This window comes from uncultured Jatrophihabitans sp., assembly GCF_964244045.1.
Classification (GTDB): Bacteria; Actinomycetota; Actinomycetes; order Mycobacteriales; family Jatrophihabitantaceae; genus Jatrophihabitans.
Window position 1 is genome coordinate 26664 of record NZ_CAXTHK010000024.1, and the last position, 18653, is coordinate 45316.

An 18653-nucleotide genomic window follows, 5' to 3' on the forward strand; every position below is an offset into this window, starting at 1 on the left:
CACGATCGTGGGTTCGCCCACGGAGGAGTTGACGCCACATGGCGACCGACTACGACGCACCGCGTCGGGGAGACGTAGAAGAACTGAACGAGGACTCGATCGAGGAGCTGAAAGCGCGCCGCGCCGAGGCCCAGTCGGGTTCGATCGATGTGGACGAGACCGAACTCGCGGAGTCGCTCGAACTGCCCGGCGCCGACCTGTCCAGCATGTCCGGCGAGGAACTCACCGTCCGGGTCCTGCCGAAGCAGAGCGACGAATTCACCTGCTCGTCGTGCTTCCTGGTCCACCACCGCAGCCGCCTCGCCCGCGAGAAGAACGGCCAGCTCATCTGTCGCGACTGCGCCTGACCGGTACTACGAGCACGACACCGCCCGGTGACCGACAGGCCACCGGGCGCGCTTGTCTAAGCGGCGGTTCCCTCAGAGTCGCGAGCTGAGCGCGGCGCCGCCGTCGACGACAAGGGTCTGCCCGGTGATCCACGCGGCGTCGGACGAGGCAAGGAATGCCGCGGCGGCGCCGATGTCCTCGGGTACGCCGAGCCGGGCCAGCGGGTAGCCAGCCGCCGCCTTGGCCTCGTCGGCCTCGTACAACGCGGCGGCGAAGCGGGTCTTGACCACCGCCGGTGCGATCGCGTTGACGCGGATCCGCGGGCTGAGCTCGTGCGCGAGCTGAATGGTCAGGTTGATCAGGGCGGCCTTGCTGACGCCGTAGTAGGCGATACCGGGGGCGGGGGACAGGCCGGCCACGGAGGCCATGTTGACGATCGCCGCGCCCGGTGCGTCACCCAGCCCCGCCGCCACCGCACGGCGCGTCCAGGCCAGCGCCGCCAGCACGTTGACGTCCATGATCTTGCGGGCGGCGGCCTCCTCGATGTCGAGCAGCGAGCCGTAGGCAGGGTTGACGCCGGTGTTGTTGACCAGGACGTCCAGGCGGCCGAAGCGCTCGATCGCGGTGCGGACCGCCTCGTCCTGATGCTCGGGGTCGTCGGCGCGCCCGGCCACCGAGACCGCGTTCGGACCGAGCTGCTCGATCGCGTCGGTGAGGCCTTCGGGCTTACGGGCCGTGATCAGCACCTGGGCGCCCTCGTCGACGAGACGCTGGGCGACGCCCAGCCCGATGCCGCGGCTCGCGCCGGTGACGATCGCGGCCATGCCGGTGAAGCGCCGCCCATGCTCGGCGGTGGGGGTGACGACGGGGATCTCGGGTGACGCTGTCATGAGCGAGAACTTAGCGCGCTCACCCGGCCGCGCGGACAAGCGCCAGCACGCGATCCGGATGGCGGGTGCTGACCACCCAGTACGGCGTGGGGTCATCGGGATCGTCGAGCCACAGTTGCACGCCGGGCCCGACCCACGGTCGGATCTGGACGAAAGCGGCCGGGTCGCCCTCGCGGCCGACAACGAGTCGCAGGGTGCGTGGGTCGAGTCCCACCGCGCCGCTCACGATCCGCAGCGGCAGGTGCGCACCCTGGATGCGCAGCTCGCCGCCGCGCACCTCGAGACGGCTGCGGCCGAGCCACCAGACGAAGACTGCGGACAGCGGCAGCAGGACTGCGAACGGGACCCACGCGGTCAGCGGCAGACCGCCGACGTGGAACTCGGCCGCGAGCAGGCACGCCACCCCGAAGGAGACGAGGTACCACCACCAGGGGGTGCGCAGGGTCTCGCGATAGGTGATCGTTTCGTGGGCGCCGGGGGGACTGTCACTGCCGGTGGCCATGCGCCCGAGGGTAGCCTCAGGCCCCGTGCCGACCGATGTGGAGACCTCAGGTGCGCCGGGTGCGCCGACCAGTGGCCCGGACGTCCTGGTACGGCGCCTGGACACGCAGCTTCCGCTCCCGCTGTACGCCCTGCCCGGCGACGCCGGCGCCGACATCGTGACGGCCGTCGACGTCACCCTGGCACCGGGGGAGCGGGCGATCCTGCCCACCGGCCTGGCCATCGCGCTGCCCACCGGGTACGCCGCCTTCGTGCACCCTCGCTCCGGGCTCGCCGCCCGCGCAGGCCTTGGCCTCGTCAACGCGCCCGGCACGATCGACGCCGGGTACCGCGGCGAGATCAAGGTCATCGCCATCAATCACGACTCCGCACATCCGCTGACGCTCGCGCGCGGCGAACGCATCGCTCAACTTGTCGTGCAGCGCGTCGAGTTCGCCCGCTTCGTCGAGGTCGACGAGCTGCCTGACTCGGTGCGCGGCACAGGTGGGCACGGCTCGACCGGCGGATCCGCCGCGCTTCGAGCAGATCAGTCCGAGGAAGGACCCCAGTAGTGCCGGGACGACGCAGGCAGAAACGCACCGAGGCCTCGAAGATCGACGCCACCCCACCGTGGGAGACGCGGGCCCGAGCCGAGCCCGACGTCACGACCGGACCGTACGACGAGCGCGACGCCCCCGACGACGAGCTCGAGCGCATCGATCTGGGCGCCCTGCGCATCCCCATCGACGGGGGCTTCGACGTCCAGGTCGAGGTCAACGAGGTGCAGCAGGTCATCGCTGCGACGCTGGCCGGCCCGCACGGCACCGTTCAACTCGGTGTCTTCGCCGCCCCGCGCAACGAGGGCATCTGGAACGAGGTCCGCGCCGAGATCGCCGAGTCGCTACGCGGTCAGCGCCGCCCCGTGCCCAGCGAGAAAGAGGGCCCCTTCGGCACCGAGCTGCACGGCACGATCCCCGACGACACGGGGCGGGGCACCGTGCCCGTGCGCTTCGTCGGCGTCGACGGGCCGCGGTGGTTCCTGCGCGCGCTGTTCGCCGGTCCGGTCGCCACCGACGATACGGCGGCCGAGCCGTTCGAGCAGGCCCTGCGCGGGGTCGTCGTCGTGCGCGGCACCGAGCCGCTACCGGTCCGCGAGCCGGTACCGCTGCAACTGCCCACCGGCGTCGAACTCCCCAATCCCGGTTCCTGACCCACGCGGGTTACGCTGTTCCGGTGGGACGCGCATCGCTGCTGCAACGGCTGACGGCCAGCGCCGAGAACCTCGACGCCGCCGAGCTGCAGGAGAGCGTCGGCATCCGCTCGTGCATGCCGGTGTGCGACCTGCAGCGGGGCAACTACGTCAAGGTCGTCGGGCGGCTGCGGGCCGTCGTCTACACGCCCAGCGAGACCGTCCCCACCCTGCTGGCCGACCTGTTCGACGGCACCGAGTCCCTCGACCTCGTCTGGCTGGGCCAGCGCCGCATCCCCGGCATCGAGCCGGGCCGGCGGGTCCTGGCCCGCGGGCGCGTCGGCGAGCACGACGGTCGGCTGGCGATCTACAACCCCTGGTACGAGCTCCTGGCTCCCGGGTCCTGATCGGCGCCCGACCCATTCCGCCCGAGGACAAGCGCGACCTGCGCGAGACCTACCGCCAGCAGACGATCGCCAGCATCGGTGGCTGGTCGGGCGCGCTCATCACGGCCGTCCCCACGACGGTGTTCATCATCGTCAACGTCGTTACCGAGCTGCGGCCGGCGATCATCGCTGCGGTCGCCAGCGCGCTGGCGCTGGCCGGTTACCGGCTGATCCGCAAGCAGTCGGTCCAGCAGGCGCTGTCGGGTCTGCTCGGTGTTGTGGTGGCCGCGGTGATCGCCGCCCGCACGGGCGAGGCGCGTGGCTATTTCCTGCTGGGGATCATCACCAGCTTCCTGTACGCGGTGCCGTTCGCGATCTCGGTCGCGGTGCGCCGCCCGTTGGTCGGGCTGGCGTGGGAGTTCCTCGACCCCACACCCACCGCCGAGGACGCGCTCGACGGCGAACCGGCGACGCCGTGGTACCGCCGCCGCCCGCTGCTCATGGCCTATACGTGGGCGACGGTGGCCGCGACCGCGGTCTTCCTGGTGCGCGGCGTCGTCCAGCTGATCCTCTACCAACACAACGCCACCGGCTGGCTCGCGTTCGCCCGCATTGCCATGGGCTACCCGCTGTTCATCGCCGCAATCGGCTTCAGTCTGCTGGTCGTGCGGCGGGCCCGCAGACAGTGCGGCTGACGCGCTACTGACGCGCTACTGACGCACTACAGACGCATTACAGCGACAGGTGTTCGTCGGCTTCGGGTGGCTGCTCGTCGCCGGGCAGGACCGCGGCCCGCAGGGCGTCCTCGGCCTCGGGCACTGTGACGAACAGCAGCTCGTCGCCGGCCTCGAGCGGTTCCTCCGGCGAGGGTGAGATCACTCGACGGCCACGCACGATGCCCACCAGCGTGGTGTCCTTTGGCAGCCGCAGGTCACGAACCGGACTGCCGGAGCACGGCGCGTCCTCAGGCAGGGTCAGCTCGACCAGATTCGCCTGACCCTCGCGGATGCCGAACAGCCGCACGATGTCACCGACCTCGACGGCCTCCTCGACCAACGAGGCGAGCACGCGCGGCGTCGAGACGGCGGTGTCCACGCCCCACGCATCGGTGAAGAGCCATTCGTTGGACGGGTGGTTGATGCGCGCGACGACGCGGCGCACCGCGAACTCGGTCTTGGCCAGCAGGGACACGACCAGGTTGGCCTTGTCGTCGCCGGTGGCGCCGACCACGACGTCGCACTCCTCGAGCAGCGCGGCCTCCAGGTTCGCCACCTCGCAGGCGTCGCCGAGCAGCCATTCCGCGCCGACCACCCGGTCGGGCGTGACCTTGGCCGGGTCCTTGTCGATGAGCAGGACCTGGTGCTTCTTGCTCAGGAGCTCCCGGGCGATCGAGCGCCCAACCGCGCCGGCTCCGGCGATCGCGACCCTCATCCGTGCACCGCCTCCGGCGGGCTGGTGGCAATCGTGCGCACCGACTGCGCGTTGTCGTCGGTGCTGAGCATGTAGAGCTTGTCGCCGGCCTGGATCAACGTCGAGGGCAGCGGCAGGTTGCCGACCCCGAAGCGGGTGTAGAGCGCGGCCCGGGTGCCCGAGACGGCCTCCAACTCGGTGAGCTTCGTCCCGACCCAACCCTCGTGCGGAACGACGACGACGATCGACACCGCGCCCGACGGATCGCGCCACGCCTCGGCCGAGGTCTCACCCAGCACCGACTTCATCAGCCGGCCGGACGTCCAGGGCACGGTGGCGACGGTGGGGATGCCGAGCCGCTCGTACACCTCGGCACGCTTCGAGTCGTAGATGCGGGCGACGACGCGCTGCACGCCGAACGTCTCGCGGGCCACCCGCGCTGCGATGATGTTGGAGTTGTCGCCACTGCTGACCGCGGCGAACGCGCCGGCCTGCTCGATCCCTGATTCGATCAGCGTCTCGCGGTCGAAGCCGACGCCCGTGATCTGCCTGCCGGGGAAGTCGTCGCCCAGACGACGGAAGGCCAGCGGTTCCTGATCGATCACCGCGATCGAGTGCTCGAGCGGGGCCAGCTGCAACGCCAGCGCGGCACCCACCCGTCCGCAGCCCATGATGACGATGTGCACGGGCCGCACACTACCGACGGTGCGCCCGTCCGGGCGCGCGCAGCACCACCGCCGACAGCCGTATCGTGATGCGACGTGGCCCGTTTCACCCGCGTGATCAAACGCGCGATCATCGGCACCCCGGTTGCCAGTGAGAACGCCGGCCACAGCCTGCTGCCCAAGCGGTTGGCGCTGCCGATCTTCGCCAGCGACCCGCTGTCCAGCGTGGCCTACGCGACGCAGGAGATCCTGCTCGTCCTGACCCTCGGCGGCACCGCGTTCCTGTACCTGGCACCGTGGATCGCCGTTGCCGTGGTCGTCCTGCTGACCGCGGTCGTCGTGTCGTACCGCCAGCTGGTCAAGGCGTATCCGACCGGCGGCGGCGACTACGAGGTGGCCAGCAAGAACATCGGTCGCGCGGCGGGTGTCATCGTGGCCAGCGCCCTGCTCGTCGACTACGTCATGACGGTGTCGGTGTCGGTGTCCTCCGGCGTCGACAATGTCATCTCGGCCGTCCCGAGCCTGCACAGCTACCGACTGCTCATGGCCCTAACGTTCGTCGCCCTGTTGACGGCGGTGAACCTGCGCGGCGTGCGGGAAGCCGGCTTCGCGTTCGCAGTGCCCACGTACATGTTCACGGCCGGCGTGTTCATCATGATCGCGACGGGCCTGTTCCGGACGCTGGTGGGTGACGCGCCGGTGTCCGAGAGCGCGCACTACAAGATCGAGACGACGCACGGCTACGGCTCCCTCGGTGCGTTGGCGCTGATCTTCCTCACGCTGCGTGCGTTCTCCTCGGGCTGCACCGCGCTGACCGGTGTGGAGGCGATCGCCAACGGCGTGCCGGCCTTCCGCCCACCCAAGGCGCGCAATGCCCAGAAGACGCTGGTGATCATGGGTGGCCTGGCCATCAGCATGTTCGTAGGCGTCACCGCGCTGGCCCTGATCTCCAAGGTGCACATCACCGACCCCACGACGAACAGCTGCCTGCTGCAGGGCGTGCCGGACTGCAAGACCACGCCGCAGCGCACGGTCATCGCGCAGGTGGCCGGCGCCGTGTTCGGCGGCCCGCATTCGGTCGGCTTCTTCTACCTGCAGGCCACCACCGCGCTGATACTGGTGCTGGCCGCGAACACCGCGTTCAACGGCTTCCCGCTGCTGGGCTCGATCCTGGCCCGCGACAGCAACCTGCCCCGTCAGCTGAACAACCGCGGCGACCGCCTCGCCTACAGCAACGGCATCCTGGCCCTGGCCGTTGTGGCAGGCGCCCTGATCGCGATCTACGACGCCAACACCACCAAGCTGATCCAGCTCTACATCATCGGGGTGTTCACCTCCTTCACGCTCGGCCAGACCGGCATGGTGCGGCACTGGAACCGGCTGCTGCGCACCGAGCGCGACCCGGTGCAGCGGCGTAGCTACCGCACCACGCGCTTCATCAACGCCTTCGGCGCGAGCTTCACCGGGCTGGTGCTGGTGATCGTCGTGCTGACCAAATTCACCAAGGGCGCCTACCTGGTGATCATCGCCATGCCGATCCTGTACGCGGTCATGCGAGCGATCAACAAGCACTACACCAGGATCTCCGAGGAACTCGTCAGCGACGACATCGGCCTGGTGCTGCCCTCGCGCAACCACGTAGTCGTGCTCGTCTCCAAGGTGCACAAGCCGACGCTGCGTGCGCTGGCGTTCGCGAAGGCGACCCGGCCCGACACGCTGACGGCGCTCACCGTCAACGTCGACGACGAGGACACCCGCGCGCTGCAGGCCGAGTGGGAACGTCACGACCTGCCGGTCGCCCTCACCGTCCTCGAATCGCCGTTCCGCGAGGTCGCCCGCCCACTGATCGGCTACATCAAGAAGCTGCGAGCCGACCGGCCGCGCGACGTCGTCAGCGTCTTCATCCCCGAGTACGTCGTCGACAAGTGGTGGGAGCAGCTGCTGCACAACCAGTCCGCGCTGCGGTTGAAGGGCCGGCTGCTGTTCGTGCCGGGGGTGATGGTCACCAGCGTCCCGTGGCTGCTGGACTCCGACGCCGCCCGCACGAAGTCGCACCGCCCGGACGGGCCGTCCGCACCGGCGCGGACGGTGCGCCCGGAGATCAAGCCGGCCCGACCCGCGCCGCCCGTCGATCTGCCGGACCCGAACGCGGACGTCCCGGTTCGTCGTGGCTGAGATGCCGCTCCGTGGCTGAGGCGGGTCCGCTCGACGGCGCAACCCTCGAGCTCGACGTCGGCGGCCCCGCGCACGGCGGGTCCTGCGTCGCCCGACACGGGGACCCGACCAGCGGCCGGGCGGTGTTCGTCCGGCACGCGTTGCCCGGCGAGCGCGTGCGGGCCGTCGTGACCGAGGACCGCGGCGGGTCGTACTGCTTCGCCGACGCCGTCGAGATCGTGAGCGCCGCCCCGGAACGGGTCGAACCGCCGTGCCCGCACGCCGGGCCGGGCCGTTGCGGCGGTTGCGACTGGCAGCACGCGAGTGGCGCAGCGCAGCGGGCGCTGAAGGAAACGGTGATCCGCGACCAGTTCACCCGGCTGGCCAGGCTCGAGCTCGGCGACCTGCTGGGCGGCGTCGAGGAGTTGCCCGGCGGGTTGCTCGGCTGGCGTTCCCGGATCCTCTGGGCACTCGACCGCGATGGTGCGCACGGCCTGCGCAAGCACCGCTCGCACGACCTCGAGCCGATCGATCACTGTCCGCTGGCGCAGTCCGACATCGCCGACTTCCCGGTGCTCGCCGGCGATGCCGACCTCGGGCGGGCGACCGGCGTCGAGCAGGCCCTCGGCACCGAACCCGAGGCAGCGCTGCTCGTGCACTCACCGGGCAGCGGGCGGCAGGCGCGCGGTCGGCGCCCACCCGACCGCTTGCGTGTCGTCCGCGGCCCCGAGGTGCTGCACCACGACGTTCGCGGGCGCACGTTCGGGGTGCAGGCCGGCGGCTTCTGGCAGGTGCACCCGGCCGCGGCCGAGACGTTTGCCGCCGCCCTGCTCGACGCGGTGGCACCGCGGCCGGGCGAACACGTACTGGATCTGTACGCCGGCGCCGGAGCGCTGACGGCTCCGCTGGCCGAGGCCGTCGGACCGCTCGGATCGGTGCTCGGCGTCGAGTCCGCCGCTGCCGCGGTTGCCGACGCGGCGGCCAACCTGGCCGACCTGCCGAACGCGAGTGTGCAGCGCGCTCGCGTCACCGCTGAGTCGTTGGCTGCGCTCGAGCAGTCACCCGACGTGATCGTGCTCGACCCGCCGCGTGCGGGTGCCGGCCGTGAGGTGATGCAGGCGCTCATGGCCCTGGCGCCACGGGTGATCGGCTACGTCGCCTGCGACCCCGCCGCGCTGGCCCGCGACACCGCGGTCGCCCTGTCGGCCGGCTGGCGCCTGACCTCGCTGCGCGCGTTCGATGCGTTTCCCATGACGCACCACGTCGAGTGCGTGGCCCGCTTCGAGCCCCCGTCCGGGTAACCCTCCGCGCGGCCACACCGGCCGCGATGGGCACCAGCCCGTAGGATCATGGTGTGAGTGAAGCTTGCGAGCGAACCGTGGGCATCGAGCTCTGCCGGTCGGCTCGAGCGAAGCGAGACCGACCGTGACGCGACTTGTCGATCGGCTGGGGTCCACAGCCGATCTGCGCGCGCTCGACGGACCGCAGCTGGCCACGCTGGCCGCCGAGATCCGCGACCTGCTGGTGCAGACCGTAGCGCGTACGAGCGGGCACCTCGGCCCGAACCTCGGGGTGGTCGAGCTGACCATCGCCCTGCACCGCGTCTTCGACTCACCCGCCGAACCGATCCTGTTCGACGTCGGCCACCAGGCCTACGTCCACAAGATCCTCACCGGCCGGGCAGCCCAGCTGCCCACCCTGCGCCAGGGCGGCGGCCTGTCGGGTTATCCGAGTCGGGCCGAGAGCCCGCACGACTGGATCGAGAACTCACACGCGTCCACTGCGCTGTCCTACGCCGACGGGCTGGCCAAGGCTTACGAGGTGCGCGGCGAGCGGCGCCCGGTCGTCGCCGTCGTCGGCGACGGCGCGCTGACCGGCGGCATGTGTTGGGAGGCGCTGAACAACATCGCCGGCGCCGACCGTCCGGTGATCGTGGTCGTCAACGACAACGGCCGCAGCTACTCACCGACCGTGGGTGGGTTGGCCAAGCACCTCGCGGCGCTGCGGTTGCGACCCGGTTATGAGCGGGTCCTGGGCAACGTCCGCGACACCCTCGAGCGCACGCCGGTCGTGGGTCAACCGATTTTCGACGCACTGCACGGTGTGAAGCGCGGCCTGAAGGACCTGCTGCAGCCGCAGAGCATGTTCGAGGACCTCGGGCTGAAATACCTCGGCCCGGTCGACGGCCACGACATCGACGAGCTCGAGAACGCCCTGCGGCTCGCGCGCGGTTTCGACGGCCCGGTGCTCGTGCATTGCAACACCCGCAAGGGTTACGGCTACGCCCCGGCCGAGAACGACCTCGCCGACCAGATGCACCAGTCCGGGGGGTTCGACCCCTCGACGGGGCTGGCGAGCCCGAGCTCCGGTCGTTCGTGGACCGCGGCCTTCGGTGACGAGCTGGTGCGCCTGGCCGAGCAGCGCCACGACGTCGTGGCCATCACTGCGGCCATGTGCAACCCCACCGGCCTGGGTGCGTTCGCCGAACGCTTCCCTGAGCGCTTCTTCGACGTCGGCATCGCCGAGCAGCATGCCGTCACGTCCGCGGCAGGGCTGGCGATGGGTGGCATGCATCCGGTTGTGGCTATCTATGCCACCTTCCTGAACCGGGCCTTCGACCAGGTGCTGATGGACGTCGCGCTGCACCGCCTGCCTGTGACGTTCGTCCTCGACCGTGCCGGCGTCACGGGGCAGGACGGCGCGAGCCACAACGGCATGTGGGACCTTGCGCTGCTCGGCGCCGTCCCTGGCATCCACATCGCGGCTCCGCGCGACGAGCAGACGCTGCGCGAGCTGTTGGGCGAGTCGCTGGCGATCAACGACGGCCCCAGCGTGGTGCGCTTCCCCAAGACGCCGCTGCCCGATCCGATCCCCGCCGTGCGCCGCTTGGGCACCGTCGACGTGCTTGCCGAACCTGATTCGGGACCCGATCACGTGCCGTCCGTCGACGTCCTGCTGGTGGCTGTCGGTTCGCTCGCGCTCGAGGCGCTCGAGGCAGCTGCGTCCGTCCGCCGTGCCGGGTACACGGTGCGCGTCGTCTCGCCGCGCTGGGTGACGCCGGTCGATCCCGCGCTCGTCGAGCTGGCCGTTTCCGCACAGCTGGTGGTCACCGTCGAGGACGGCGTCGAAACGGGCGGTGTCGGGGCGCGCGTCTCGCAGGATTTGCGTAACGCCGGGTACTTGGGTCCCACACGGGAGATCGGCATACCTGTACGTTTCCTTGAGCATGACAGCGTGGCCGGCGTGAAGGCGGCGGTCGGGCTGACGGCCCAGAACATCGGGCGACGCATCGTCGAGTGGGCGGCCATCCATGCAGCATCAGTGGCGGTCGATGGCGGCGCCGAGGCCTCAGACGTACCGGACGTTACTGCGCGTCACGGTGAGTGGGATTAGCAGTGACGCACGGTAACGGGGGAGGGAGAGGTTCATGCGCATCCTTGTAGTGGAGGACGAAGTCCAGCTGGCCGAGGCGGTGGCCCGTGGGTTACGCCGGGAGGGCATGGCTGTCGACGTCGCCACCGATGGTGACGACGGGTATCGCAAGGCGGCGCTGACGCGCTACGACGTCGTCGTGCTCGACCGCGACCTGCCGGGCCTGTCCGGTGACGAGATCTGCCGGCGGTTGCGCGACGAGGACATCCTCACTCGCGTCATGATGCTGACCGCGAGCGGCACCGTCGAGGACAAGGTCACCGGCCTGGGTCTCGGCGCCGACGACTACCTGGCCAAGCCGTTCGCGTTCCAGGAACTCGTTGCCCGCGTGCGGGCGCTCGGCCGGCGCACCACGCCGGCGGCACCGCCCGTGTTGCAGGCCGGCGACATCGAGCTCGACTCGTCCAAGCGAACGGTCACTCGACACGGCGAGCTTGTTGATCTCACCCGCAAGGAGTTCGGCGTCCTCGAGACGCTGATGACATCGAACGGTGCCGTCGTCAGCAGTGAGGAACTGCTCGACCGGGTGTGGGACGAGAACGCCGACCCGTTCACCACGACCGTCCGGGTGACGATGATGACGTTGCGCCGCAAGCTCGGCGAGCCGGCCATCATCGACACCGTTGTCGGGTCGGGTTACCGCATCGATCCCGAGGTGCTCGGCAAAGGACACGAAGGAGCCGGGACGGGCAAGTGAGCTTGTTCCGCCCGACGCTGCGCGTACGCATGGCGCTGCTCTACGGCGGACTTGTCCTGCTCGTCGGGATATCGCTGCTGGCGACCAGCGTCATTCTGCTGAGTCGCGCGTTCGACTCGGCGAAGAACGATCAGAACCGGGCCGCGATCGATGTCGCGCAGCATCAGGCGCTCGGTTACCTGTTCAGTACCGGCCTGCTGTTCTTCGGCATCATCGTCCTGGTCGGCACCATCGGCGGTTACATGCTCGCGCGCCAGTCACTGCGCCCGATCGCCAGGCTGACCCAAACGGCCAGGGCGCTGTCGACCGAGAACCTCGACCAGCGCATCAACCTCGGCGGACCCGAGGACGAGTTGCGCGAACTCGCCGACACCTTCGACGACATGCTCGGCCGGCTCGACGCGGCCTTCGACAGCCAGAAGCTGTTCGTCGCCAACGCCAGTCACGAACTGCGTACTCCGCTGTCGGTGATCCGCACCGAGCTCGAGGTCACCCTCAGCGACCCGGACGCCGACGCCCGGGAATTGCGGCGCATGGGCAGCGTGGTCGCCGACGCCACCGAGCGCGCCCAGCGTCTCGTCACGTCGCTGCTGACCCTGGCCCGATTGCAGGCTGTCGGTGGGCGCGGCCTCGAGGTCACCGAACCGGTCGACCTCGCGTGGCTCGTCCCGTCGGCTCTCAATGCCGTCGCGACGGAGGCCGACGCCAAGGGCATCCACATCGAGACCGAGGTCGAGTCGGCAGCGGTGGTCGGCGACCCGCGCCTGCTCGAGCGGTTGATCGGCAACCTGGTCGAGAACGGGATCCGGCACAACGTCCCCGACGGTTGGTTGCGGATCACCACCGGGCAATCGTCGACGAAGGCCTGGCTGCACGTGGCCAACGGCGGGGCGGTGATCTCCTCCGACGACGTCGACCGGCTCTTCGAGCCGTTCCGCCGCGGCGGGCGGGTGCGCACTGCGACCCGCGGCGCCGGCCTGGGCCTGGCTATCGTCAAACTGATCGTGGAATCCCATGGCGGCAAGTTGACCGCCGCCGCGCCGCCGTTCGGCGGCCTGTCGCTGCGCATCGACCTCCCCCGCGACACCAGTGAGCAGGCGGCGGTGTCTGCCGGTGCTACCGCCGACGGCGCCGACTGACACGCTGCGGGTGTGACTACGGCAGGTAGTACATCGGGTTCGGCAATTTGAAGGTCCGGTCGGCGTAGCCACCCGCGAGGTCGCTGTACTGGTCACCGAAGTTGGCCTTGATGTCGTAACCCAGAGACTCGATGTAGCGACGCGTCAACGACTTGTACTGGGTCGTCGTGCACGTCGGGTTGGTCGAGGTCGGTACGGCGACATAACAGGACGCGTAGATCGGCTTGGTCAGGTCCTTGAGGTAGACCTGGCTGTCGACCACCGGGTACCCGACCTTGGTCAGGTTCGTGTCGGTGCCGGGTCGTTGGACCTCGCCACGTCCGGTGAGGAAGAAGATCGTATAACCCTCGGCCTTGGCTTTAGTCACGAGCTGCACCATGTGGAAGACGGCTGGGAAGGCCGCGCTGTTGACGAAGGCCGCGTTCTGCGCCGGGTTGTAGACGAAGTTCGAGTAGATCTCGTAGTTGTAGGTGTTGAGCGTCGTGTCGTCGACGTCCAGGACGATTGCCTTCTTCGCCTTGGCCTTGGCGCCGTGCCCCTCGGTTGGTTTTGCGAGGTACGTGGCTGCGGTGCGGGTGATGCGGCCCAGCTCCCTGTCGTACGCGCTGCCGACGGACGGGTAGTGCAGCGTGACGTCGGCGCCGTCGGTGGTGATCGGGTCGACGGCCGGTCCGCCGGGCAGCGGGGTAGTGGTGTCGCCGTAATAGCCCTTGATGGCCGTCTTCACCTGGTCGATGTTCTGGATCTGATTCGCGTGGGTGGGGCTGGTCGGCGGCGCCGGGACCGCCGGGCCGCCGTGCGAGCTGTAGGCCCCCGCGGTGCCCGCGGCTACCAGGCCGGCGACCCCGAGCACGGCAACGCCGGTGGTGACCCGCGTGGGCAGCGTCCGCAGCCGAGTCGGGAGGGGGGACAGACGAGCCATCGACACAACCTTCCAGAAGGTGCGAAACAGTCGTGCCTACCTTCCCTGACTCGGCCTGACAGGCCAACCCCCTGGTAGGGCTCGCGGGCATCGTCCAGGCGGCGCCGCTGCACCTCCAACCCGGTGAGCACCCCGGCCAGCTTCAGCGCGGGCACGGTGTCGCAATCCAGCGCGAGCACCCCGTCTACCGCAGCGCGCAACGCGTTCATCGCGTCGTCGACCACCGCCCCGTCCATACCGAAAACGATATGGACGGGGTCCGACAGAAAGGCCCCTCCGGAGCGCTGCCGACGAAAGATCTTGAACAATTTTCTGCGGCGTGTCAGGCCGGACGGGCTTACTCCGTCACCGGCGTCAAGGCCGTCGCGAGCGGACCGGCCGTGAGGGAAATCTGCCACGGCCTCGCGCCGAGTTCGACGAGCCGCTCGGCGACGGAGTCGGGGTCGGCGGCGGTCGGTTCCCAGCACACCCGGCGCACGAGGTCGGAGGCCAGCAGGTTCTGGCTCAGGACGGTGTGTTCCTCGGCCACCGTGCTGATCGCATCGCGCGCCCGGGCCAGGCGCGCCGCGGCCTCGGGATCGCGCTCACGCCAGCGCGAGGCGGCGGGCATGCCGTCGCCGACTCCGCTGGTGATCGGCGGCAGTTCCTCGTCGGGCAGTGCGCGGGCCTCGGCGACCGCGCCGTACCAGCGGTCGAGGCGGCGCCGCTGACGGGGGCCACCGAACACCGGCAGGGCGGCGAGGTCGCGGGCCGAGGCCGGCGCGTTGCGGGCGGCGTCGACGATCGCGGCGTCGGGTAGCACCCGGCCGGGGGCGATGTCGCGCTCCGCAGCGTACGAATCCCTGGCATACCAAAGGGTACGGACAATGGCGAGCTGCCGTCGGTTGCGCAGCTTGTGAGTGCCTGAGGTGCGGCGCCACGGATCGACCCGCGGCGCCGACGCGGGCGCCAACCGCACCGCCTCGAACTCCTGCTGCGCCCAGTCGGTCTTGCCGGCCTCGGCGAGCAGATCGGCGAGCACGTCCCGCAGTTGCACGAGCAGCTCGACATCCAGCGCCGCGTAGATCAACCAGTCGTACGGCAGCGGACGGGTGGACCAGTCCGCGGCCGAGTGCCCTTTCTCGAGCCCGATGCCCAGGTGCTTCTCGACCATGGTCCCGAGGGCCACGCGCTCGTCGCCCAGCAGCCGGCCGGCGAGCTCGGTGTCGAACAGCCGCGCCGGGCGCATGCCGACCTCATCCAGGCACGGTAGGTCCTGGGATGCGGCATGCAGGATCCACTCGGCCTCGCCGATGGCCTCGCCGACGGTAGAGAGGTCGGGCAGCGCGATCGGGTCGATCAACGCACTGCCGGTGCCCGCCCGGCGCAGCTGCACCAGGTAAGCGCGCTGGCTGTAGCGGTAGCCCGATGCCCGCTCCGCGTCGAGCGCGACGGGTCCGCTGCCGGCCGCCAGGGACGTGACCAGCGCGTCCAGCCGTTCGGCGTCGACCAGCGGCTCGGGCACACCGTCGCGCGGCTCGCGCAATACCGGGACCGGCGGAACCTCGGGTTCGGTGTTGACTGCTTCGTCGGTGGGGCCGGGGTCGTCGACCACGTCAGCTCGAGGACAGGATGGTGACACCCTCGGGTGGCAATCCAGCCGCCGTGCACAGCAGGTCGACGAAGGCGAGCAGGTGCGGTCCGAGGTCGGCGGAGTCGGCCGTCCACGAGGCTCGCATCTCGAGCGAGATCGTCGTCGCGGGCCCGGCAAGATCGCCGAAGCGGGTCGAGGTTGTTTGGGTGACGGTGCCGCCGGCTGCCCGGTGCGCGGCGCCGCGTTCGACGAGGGCGTCGGTGAGCCAGCTCCAGCCGACGGTGGGCAACATCGGGTCGACACCCATCTGCTCGTCGAGCTCGGCGGAGGCGTACGCCACGAGGCGCAGTACGCCGTCCCACGCGTCGTGGCCGTCGGGGTCGTGCAGCAGGACAAGGCGACCGGAGGCGAGATCGCCGCCGTCCGGGTCGATGATGTCGGCGCTCAGCGCCCAGCTCCACGGGGCCAGCCGCTGCGGCGGGCGCAACGGCTCGACAACGACCTCGGGACGGATGCGGGTGGCGCCGAGGTTGTCCACCGCTTCGACGAAGATCGCAGGACGCACGGCAGCGGGCGCATCGGTGGGTCGCTCTTCGGTCATGCGGGCCCCCGGCGTGGCGGCGGTCATGTGACGACGAGGAGGGTGGTCATGCCGCGTGCCGCGGGCGGAGATGAGAGACGGGCATCGGCCTGACGAACTCGACGATCGGCGCATCGAACAGCGCGGTCCCGCAGTCCAGGCAGACGAGGTCGGGGCACCGGTCGTCGTGACCGTCGGCGCACGGCGGCGCCTCGGCAAGGCTCTCGCGGGCGCAGGTCGGGCAGTACACGAACAACGAATCCCATATCGGCTGGGGCGACATCAGTGACTCTCCTTTCCTGCGCCGGACGAGCGGAACAGTGCTCGTGGCTGGAAGCCAAACGTGCCACGCGGGTCCGACCATTTCGGGCAGGCGCGCCGAACAGACGTGCGAACCGGCGTGGGACGATGGCAAGGTCATGACGACCTCGGAATCCCTGCTCCTGCGCGCGGCCACCGGGCGTCCAGCGAGCCGCCCGCCGGTGTGGTTCATGCGTCAGGCCGGCCGCTCGCTGCCGGAGTACCGCGCGTTGCGGGTCGGCACCTCGATGCTGGCGGCCTGCCGCACCCCGGACCTCATCACCGAGATCACCCTGCAGCCCGTTCGCCGGCATGGCGTCGACGCGGCAATCTTCTTCTCCGACATCGTCGTGCCGCTCGTAGCGATCGGCGTCGGTGTCGACATCGTCGCCGGGGTGGGGCCGGTCGTCGACAAGCCGATCCGCGAAGCCGCCGATCTCGACCGGCTGCGTCCGCTGGACGCCGCGGACGTCCCGTACATCACCGAGGCCGTGCAGACACTGACCCGCGAACTCGGGCCGACGCCGCTGATCGGTTTTGCCGGCGCGCCGTTCACGCTGGCCAGTTACCTGGTGGAAGGCGGGCCGTCGAAGGATCACGCGCTCACCAAGTCGTTAATGCACAGCAATCCCGACCTCTGGCACGCACTGCTCGCCCGCTTGGCCGACATTGCGCGACAGTTCCTGCGCGTGCAGATCGACGCCGGCGCCTCGGCCGTCCAGCTGTTCGACTCCTGGGCCGGAACGCTGTCGCTTGCCGACTACGAGGAGTTCGTGCTGCCGCACAGCCGGGCGGTGCTCGAGCCACTGGCCGGCACCGTGCCACGGATCCATTTCGGGGTGAACACCGGCGAGCTGTTGGCTGCGATGCGCAGTGCCGGAGCCGACGTCGTCGGGGTCGACTGGCGGGTGCCGCTCGACGAGGCGGCCCGCCGTCTCGGGCCCGGTGCGGTGGTGCAGGGCAACCTCGATCCCGCGCTGCTCGGCGCCGGACCGGCCGTGGTCGACGCCGCGGTCCGCCGGGTCGTCGAACAGGGCCGTGCGGCTGACGGGCACATCTTCAACCTCGGGCACGGCGTTCCGCCGGACACCGACCCGGACGTCCTCACGCGCATCGTCGACACCGTCAAATCATTGAAATGACGACCCTCGTCGTGGTCGGCGGTGGCATCTCCGGCCTCACCGCCGCGTGGGCCGCGGCCGAGGCCGGCTTCGACGTCACCGTCTTCGAGGCGTCACTGCAGGTCGGCGGGAAGTTGCGTACCGAGCAGGTGGGCGGCGTGACCCTCGACGTGGGCGCCGAGTCGATGTTGACGACGCGCCCTGAGGCGCTGCAGCTGATCGAGGAACTCGGCCTGGCCGATCAGCGCATCGCGCCGCTCACGACGTCGGCCCGGGTACGGGCAGGCGGTCGAAACCACGCTCTGCCGGCCCGCACGATGATGGGCATCCCATCCGACGTCGAGGCCGCCCGCGCGTCCGGTGCCCTGTCGGAGCAGGCGCTGGCCGCCATCGCTGCTGAGCCCGCACGCGACCCGTTACCGCCGCTGACCGCTGACGTCGCGGTCGGCGCGCTCGTCCGTGACCGGCTGGGTGACGAGGTCGTCGACCGGTTCGTCGAACCGTTGCTGGGCGGCGTCTACTCCGGACGCGCCGACGCGCTGTCGCTGCGCGCAACGGTGCCCAAGCTGGCCGAGGCGCTGGCCGACGGTGGGTCGCTCGTCGAGGCCGCGCGAGCCGCCGTCACGGGCGCCGGAACGCGGGCGCCCGGCGCCGGGTCGATCTTCACCAGCCTGCGCGGCGGCATCGGCCGATTGCCCGGCGCCCTCGCCGGGTCGGGACGCTTCACGGTGCGCACCTCGGCCACCGTCCGCAAGCTCGTCCGCACCCCGACCGGGTTCGCGCTGACCGTTGGCGCGACCCCGCAGGCGGAGTGCATCGACGCCGACGCCGTCATCGTCGCACTTCCCCCGTCGAAGGCCGCCCGGCTGCTGCGCGGCGTGGCCCCGGGCGCCGCGGGGGAGCTCCACCAGGTCGACACCGCCAGCTCGGCCATCGTCGCGCTCGCCTTCGACGACATCGACGTGCCCGCCGGTAGCGGCCTGCTCGTCGGCGCGGGGGAGCGGCTGGCCGTCAAAGCGCTGACGTTGTCGACCAATAAGTGGCCCTTGGACGCGGGCGCGCGCACTGTGCTGCGGGCGTCGGTGGGCCGGGCCGGTGAGACGGCCGCGTTGCAGCTGCCCGACGACGCGCTCGTCCGCCTCGTCCGGCACGAGCTGCGCCCGCTGATCGGGGTGACGGCCGAGCCCATCGACGCGGTGGTCACCCGGTGGGGCGGCGGCCTGCCGCAGTACGACGTCGGGCACGTCGAGCGGATCGCCCGGGTGCGGGCCGACGTCGCTCACGTGCCCGGCTTGGCTGTGTGCGGAGCGGCGTTCGACGGCGTCGGCGTGCCCGCCTGCATCGCCAGCGCCCGCGCCGCAGTGCGCGCCGTCCGAGGAGGACACTGA

Annotated in this window: 20 protein-coding genes; 12 read left to right on the top strand and 8 right to left on the bottom strand. The window is 70.5% G+C overall.

Going from position 1 to position 18653, the window contains the following annotated elements; translation table 11 throughout:
- Positions 1 to 38 precede the first annotated feature (38 nt).
- On the top strand, positions 39 to 347 hold the full coding sequence (locus ACFFC4_RS16370; RefSeq protein ID WP_375502782.1) for a DUF4193 domain-containing protein: 309 nt from the start codon (positions 39 to 41) through the stop codon (positions 345 to 347).
- 72 nt (positions 348 to 419) lie between these two features.
- Here ACFFC4_RS16370 and ACFFC4_RS16375 read toward each other — a convergent pair whose 3' ends face one another.
- Positions 420 to 1217, bottom strand: coding sequence for an SDR family oxidoreductase (locus ACFFC4_RS16375; protein ID WP_375502784.1), 798 nt, complete (start codon positions 1215 to 1217; stop codon positions 420 to 422).
- Between the two features lie 19 nt (positions 1218 to 1236).
- Entirely contained in the window at positions 1237 to 1719 is a 483-nt protein-coding gene (locus ACFFC4_RS16380) for a DUF3093 domain-containing protein (RefSeq protein WP_375502786.1), read from the bottom strand.
- On the opposite strand from ACFFC4_RS16380, the gene dut reads away from it, so the two are divergent.
- The 4 genes from dut to ACFFC4_RS16400 all read left to right on the top strand — a co-directional run bounded on the left by dut (position 1718) and on the right by ACFFC4_RS16400 (position 3967).
- Positions 1718 to 2269, top strand: coding sequence for a dUTP diphosphatase (gene dut / locus ACFFC4_RS16385; RefSeq protein WP_375502787.1), 552 nt, complete (start codon positions 1718 to 1720; stop codon positions 2267 to 2269). The genes ACFFC4_RS16380 and dut overlap by 2 nt on opposite strands.
- Positions 2269 to 2907, top strand: a complete 639-nt coding sequence (locus tag ACFFC4_RS16390; protein ID WP_375502789.1) for a DUF3710 domain-containing protein — start codon at positions 2269 to 2271, stop codon at positions 2905 to 2907. Before dut ends, ACFFC4_RS16390 begins: the two co-directional genes overlap by 1 nt.
- Positions 2908 to 2930: 23 nt before the next feature.
- Positions 2931 to 3293, top strand: a complete 363-nt coding sequence (locus tag ACFFC4_RS16395; RefSeq protein ID WP_375502791.1) for an OB-fold nucleic acid binding domain-containing protein — start codon at positions 2931 to 2933, stop codon at positions 3291 to 3293.
- Between the two features lie 74 nt (positions 3294 to 3367).
- Positions 3368 to 3967 (top strand): DUF3159 domain-containing protein, encoded by a 600-nt coding sequence (locus ACFFC4_RS16400; RefSeq protein WP_375502865.1) that lies wholly within the window; start codon positions 3368 to 3370, stop codon positions 3965 to 3967.
- A 37-nt stretch (positions 3968 to 4004) separates the two neighbouring features.
- Here the strand turns inward: ACFFC4_RS16400 and ACFFC4_RS16405 are convergent, their stop codons facing one another.
- Together ACFFC4_RS16405 and ACFFC4_RS16410 are read right to left on the bottom strand one after the other, a co-directional pair.
- Positions 4005 to 4703 carry a potassium channel family protein gene (locus ACFFC4_RS16405; protein ID WP_375502793.1) on the bottom strand — a complete coding sequence of 233 codons (699 nt, stop codon included), beginning with the start codon at positions 4701 to 4703 and terminating at the stop codon, positions 4005 to 4007.
- Positions 4700 to 5368 carry a potassium channel family protein gene (locus ACFFC4_RS16410; RefSeq protein ID WP_375502795.1) on the bottom strand — a complete coding sequence of 223 codons (669 nt, stop codon included), beginning with the start codon at positions 5366 to 5368 and terminating at the stop codon, positions 4700 to 4702. Before ACFFC4_RS16410 ends, ACFFC4_RS16405 begins: the two co-directional genes overlap by 4 nt.
- Positions 5369 to 5443: 75 nt before the next feature.
- Between ACFFC4_RS16410 and ACFFC4_RS16415 the strand changes: the two genes are divergently transcribed.
- The 5 genes from ACFFC4_RS16415 to ACFFC4_RS16435 all read left to right on the top strand — a co-directional run bounded on the left by ACFFC4_RS16415 (position 5444) and on the right by ACFFC4_RS16435 (position 12769).
- Positions 5444 to 7522 carry an APC family permease gene (locus tag ACFFC4_RS16415; RefSeq protein ID WP_375502797.1) on the top strand — a complete coding sequence of 693 codons (2079 nt, stop codon included), beginning with the start codon at positions 5444 to 5446 and terminating at the stop codon, positions 7520 to 7522.
- 11 nt (positions 7523 to 7533) lie between these two features.
- Complete coding sequence (locus ACFFC4_RS16420; RefSeq protein ID WP_375502799.1) at positions 7534 to 8802, top strand: class I SAM-dependent RNA methyltransferase; 1269 nt, start codon at positions 7534 to 7536, stop codon at positions 8800 to 8802.
- Between the two features lie 124 nt (positions 8803 to 8926).
- Positions 8927 to 10894: a 1-deoxy-D-xylulose-5-phosphate synthase gene (gene dxs / locus ACFFC4_RS16425; protein ID WP_375502801.1), complete on the top strand. Its 1968-nt coding sequence runs from the start codon at positions 8927 to 8929 to the stop codon at positions 10892 to 10894.
- Positions 10895 to 10928: 34 nt separating this feature from the next.
- Positions 10929 to 11630: a response regulator transcription factor gene (locus ACFFC4_RS16430; RefSeq protein ID WP_375502803.1), complete on the top strand. Its 702-nt coding sequence runs from the start codon at positions 10929 to 10931 to the stop codon at positions 11628 to 11630.
- A complete protein-coding gene (locus ACFFC4_RS16435) occupies positions 11627 to 12769 on the top strand; it encodes a sensor histidine kinase (protein ID WP_375502805.1) in 1143 nt (380 codons plus the stop codon). The genes ACFFC4_RS16430 and ACFFC4_RS16435 overlap by 4 nt, the downstream gene beginning before the upstream one ends.
- Before the next feature lie 16 nt (positions 12770 to 12785).
- Here the strand turns inward: ACFFC4_RS16435 and ACFFC4_RS16440 are convergent, their stop codons facing one another.
- From ACFFC4_RS16440 to ACFFC4_RS16455, 4 genes are all read right to left on the bottom strand, one after another.
- The gene (locus tag ACFFC4_RS16440) at positions 12786 to 13691 is read right to left on the bottom strand and encodes an HAD family acid phosphatase (RefSeq protein ID WP_375502807.1); all 906 of its coding nucleotides are present in this window, start codon (positions 13689 to 13691) and stop codon (positions 12786 to 12788) included.
- Between the two features lie 337 nt (positions 13692 to 14028).
- A complete protein-coding gene (locus ACFFC4_RS16445; protein WP_375502809.1) occupies positions 14029 to 15285 on the bottom strand; it encodes an HRDC domain-containing protein in 1257 nt (418 codons plus the stop codon).
- A 1-nt stretch (position 15286) separates the two neighbouring features.
- Positions 15287 to 15892: a DUF3000 domain-containing protein gene (locus ACFFC4_RS16450; protein ID WP_375502811.1), complete on the bottom strand. Its 606-nt coding sequence runs from the start codon at positions 15890 to 15892 to the stop codon at positions 15287 to 15289.
- A gap of 19 nt (positions 15893 to 15911) precedes the next feature.
- Positions 15912 to 16127: a hypothetical protein gene (locus ACFFC4_RS16455; protein ID WP_375502813.1), complete on the bottom strand. Its 216-nt coding sequence runs from the start codon at positions 16125 to 16127 to the stop codon at positions 15912 to 15914.
- Between the two features lie 136 nt (positions 16128 to 16263).
- Between ACFFC4_RS16455 and hemE the strand changes: the two genes are divergently transcribed.
- Together hemE and hemG are read left to right on the top strand one after the other, a co-directional pair.
- Positions 16264 to 17286: a uroporphyrinogen decarboxylase gene (gene hemE / locus ACFFC4_RS16460; RefSeq protein WP_375502815.1), complete on the top strand. Its 1023-nt coding sequence runs from the start codon at positions 16264 to 16266 to the stop codon at positions 17284 to 17286.
- Entirely contained in the window at positions 17283 to 18653 is a 1371-nt protein-coding gene (hemG, locus tag ACFFC4_RS16465; protein ID WP_375502817.1) for a protoporphyrinogen oxidase, read from the top strand. Before hemE ends, hemG begins: the two co-directional genes overlap by 4 nt.

What these genes read in the sequence shown, in the direction of transcription:
- ACFFC4_RS16370 (WP_375502782.1), top strand. Translation starts at nt 39, where the DNA reads ATGGCGACCGACTACGACGCACCGCGTCGGGGAGACGTAGAAGAACTG.
- ACFFC4_RS16375 (WP_375502784.1), bottom strand. Translation starts at nt 1,217, where the DNA reads ATGACAGCGTCACCCGAGATCCCCGTCGTCACCCCCACCGCCGAGCAT.
- dut (WP_375502787.1), top strand. Translation starts at nt 1,718, where the DNA reads ATGCGCCCGAGGGTAGCCTCAGGCCCCGTGCCGACCGATGTGGAGACC.
- ACFFC4_RS16380 (WP_375502786.1), bottom strand. Translation starts at nt 1,719, where the DNA reads ATGGCCACCGGCAGTGACAGTCCCCCCGGCGCCCACGAAACGATCACC.
- ACFFC4_RS16405 (WP_375502793.1), bottom strand. Translation starts at nt 4,703, where the DNA reads ATGAGGGTCGCGATCGCCGGAGCCGGCGCGGTTGGGCGCTCGATCGCC.
- ACFFC4_RS16430 (WP_375502803.1), top strand. Translation starts at nt 10,929, where the DNA reads ATGCGCATCCTTGTAGTGGAGGACGAAGTCCAGCTGGCCGAGGCGGTG.
- ACFFC4_RS16440 (WP_375502807.1), bottom strand. Translation starts at nt 13,691, where the DNA reads ATGGCTCGTCTGTCCCCCCTCCCGACTCGGCTGCGGACGCTGCCCACG.
- ACFFC4_RS16450 (WP_375502811.1), bottom strand. Translation starts at nt 15,892, where the DNA reads ATGACCGCCGCCACGCCGGGGGCCCGCATGACCGAAGAGCGACCCACC.
- ACFFC4_RS16455 (WP_375502813.1), bottom strand. Translation starts at nt 16,127, where the DNA reads ATGTCGCCCCAGCCGATATGGGATTCGTTGTTCGTGTACTGCCCGACC.
- hemE (WP_375502815.1), top strand. Translation starts at nt 16,264, where the DNA reads ATGACGACCTCGGAATCCCTGCTCCTGCGCGCGGCCACCGGGCGTCCA.
- hemG (WP_375502817.1), top strand. Translation starts at nt 17,283, where the DNA reads ATGACGACCCTCGTCGTGGTCGGCGGTGGCATCTCCGGCCTCACCGCC.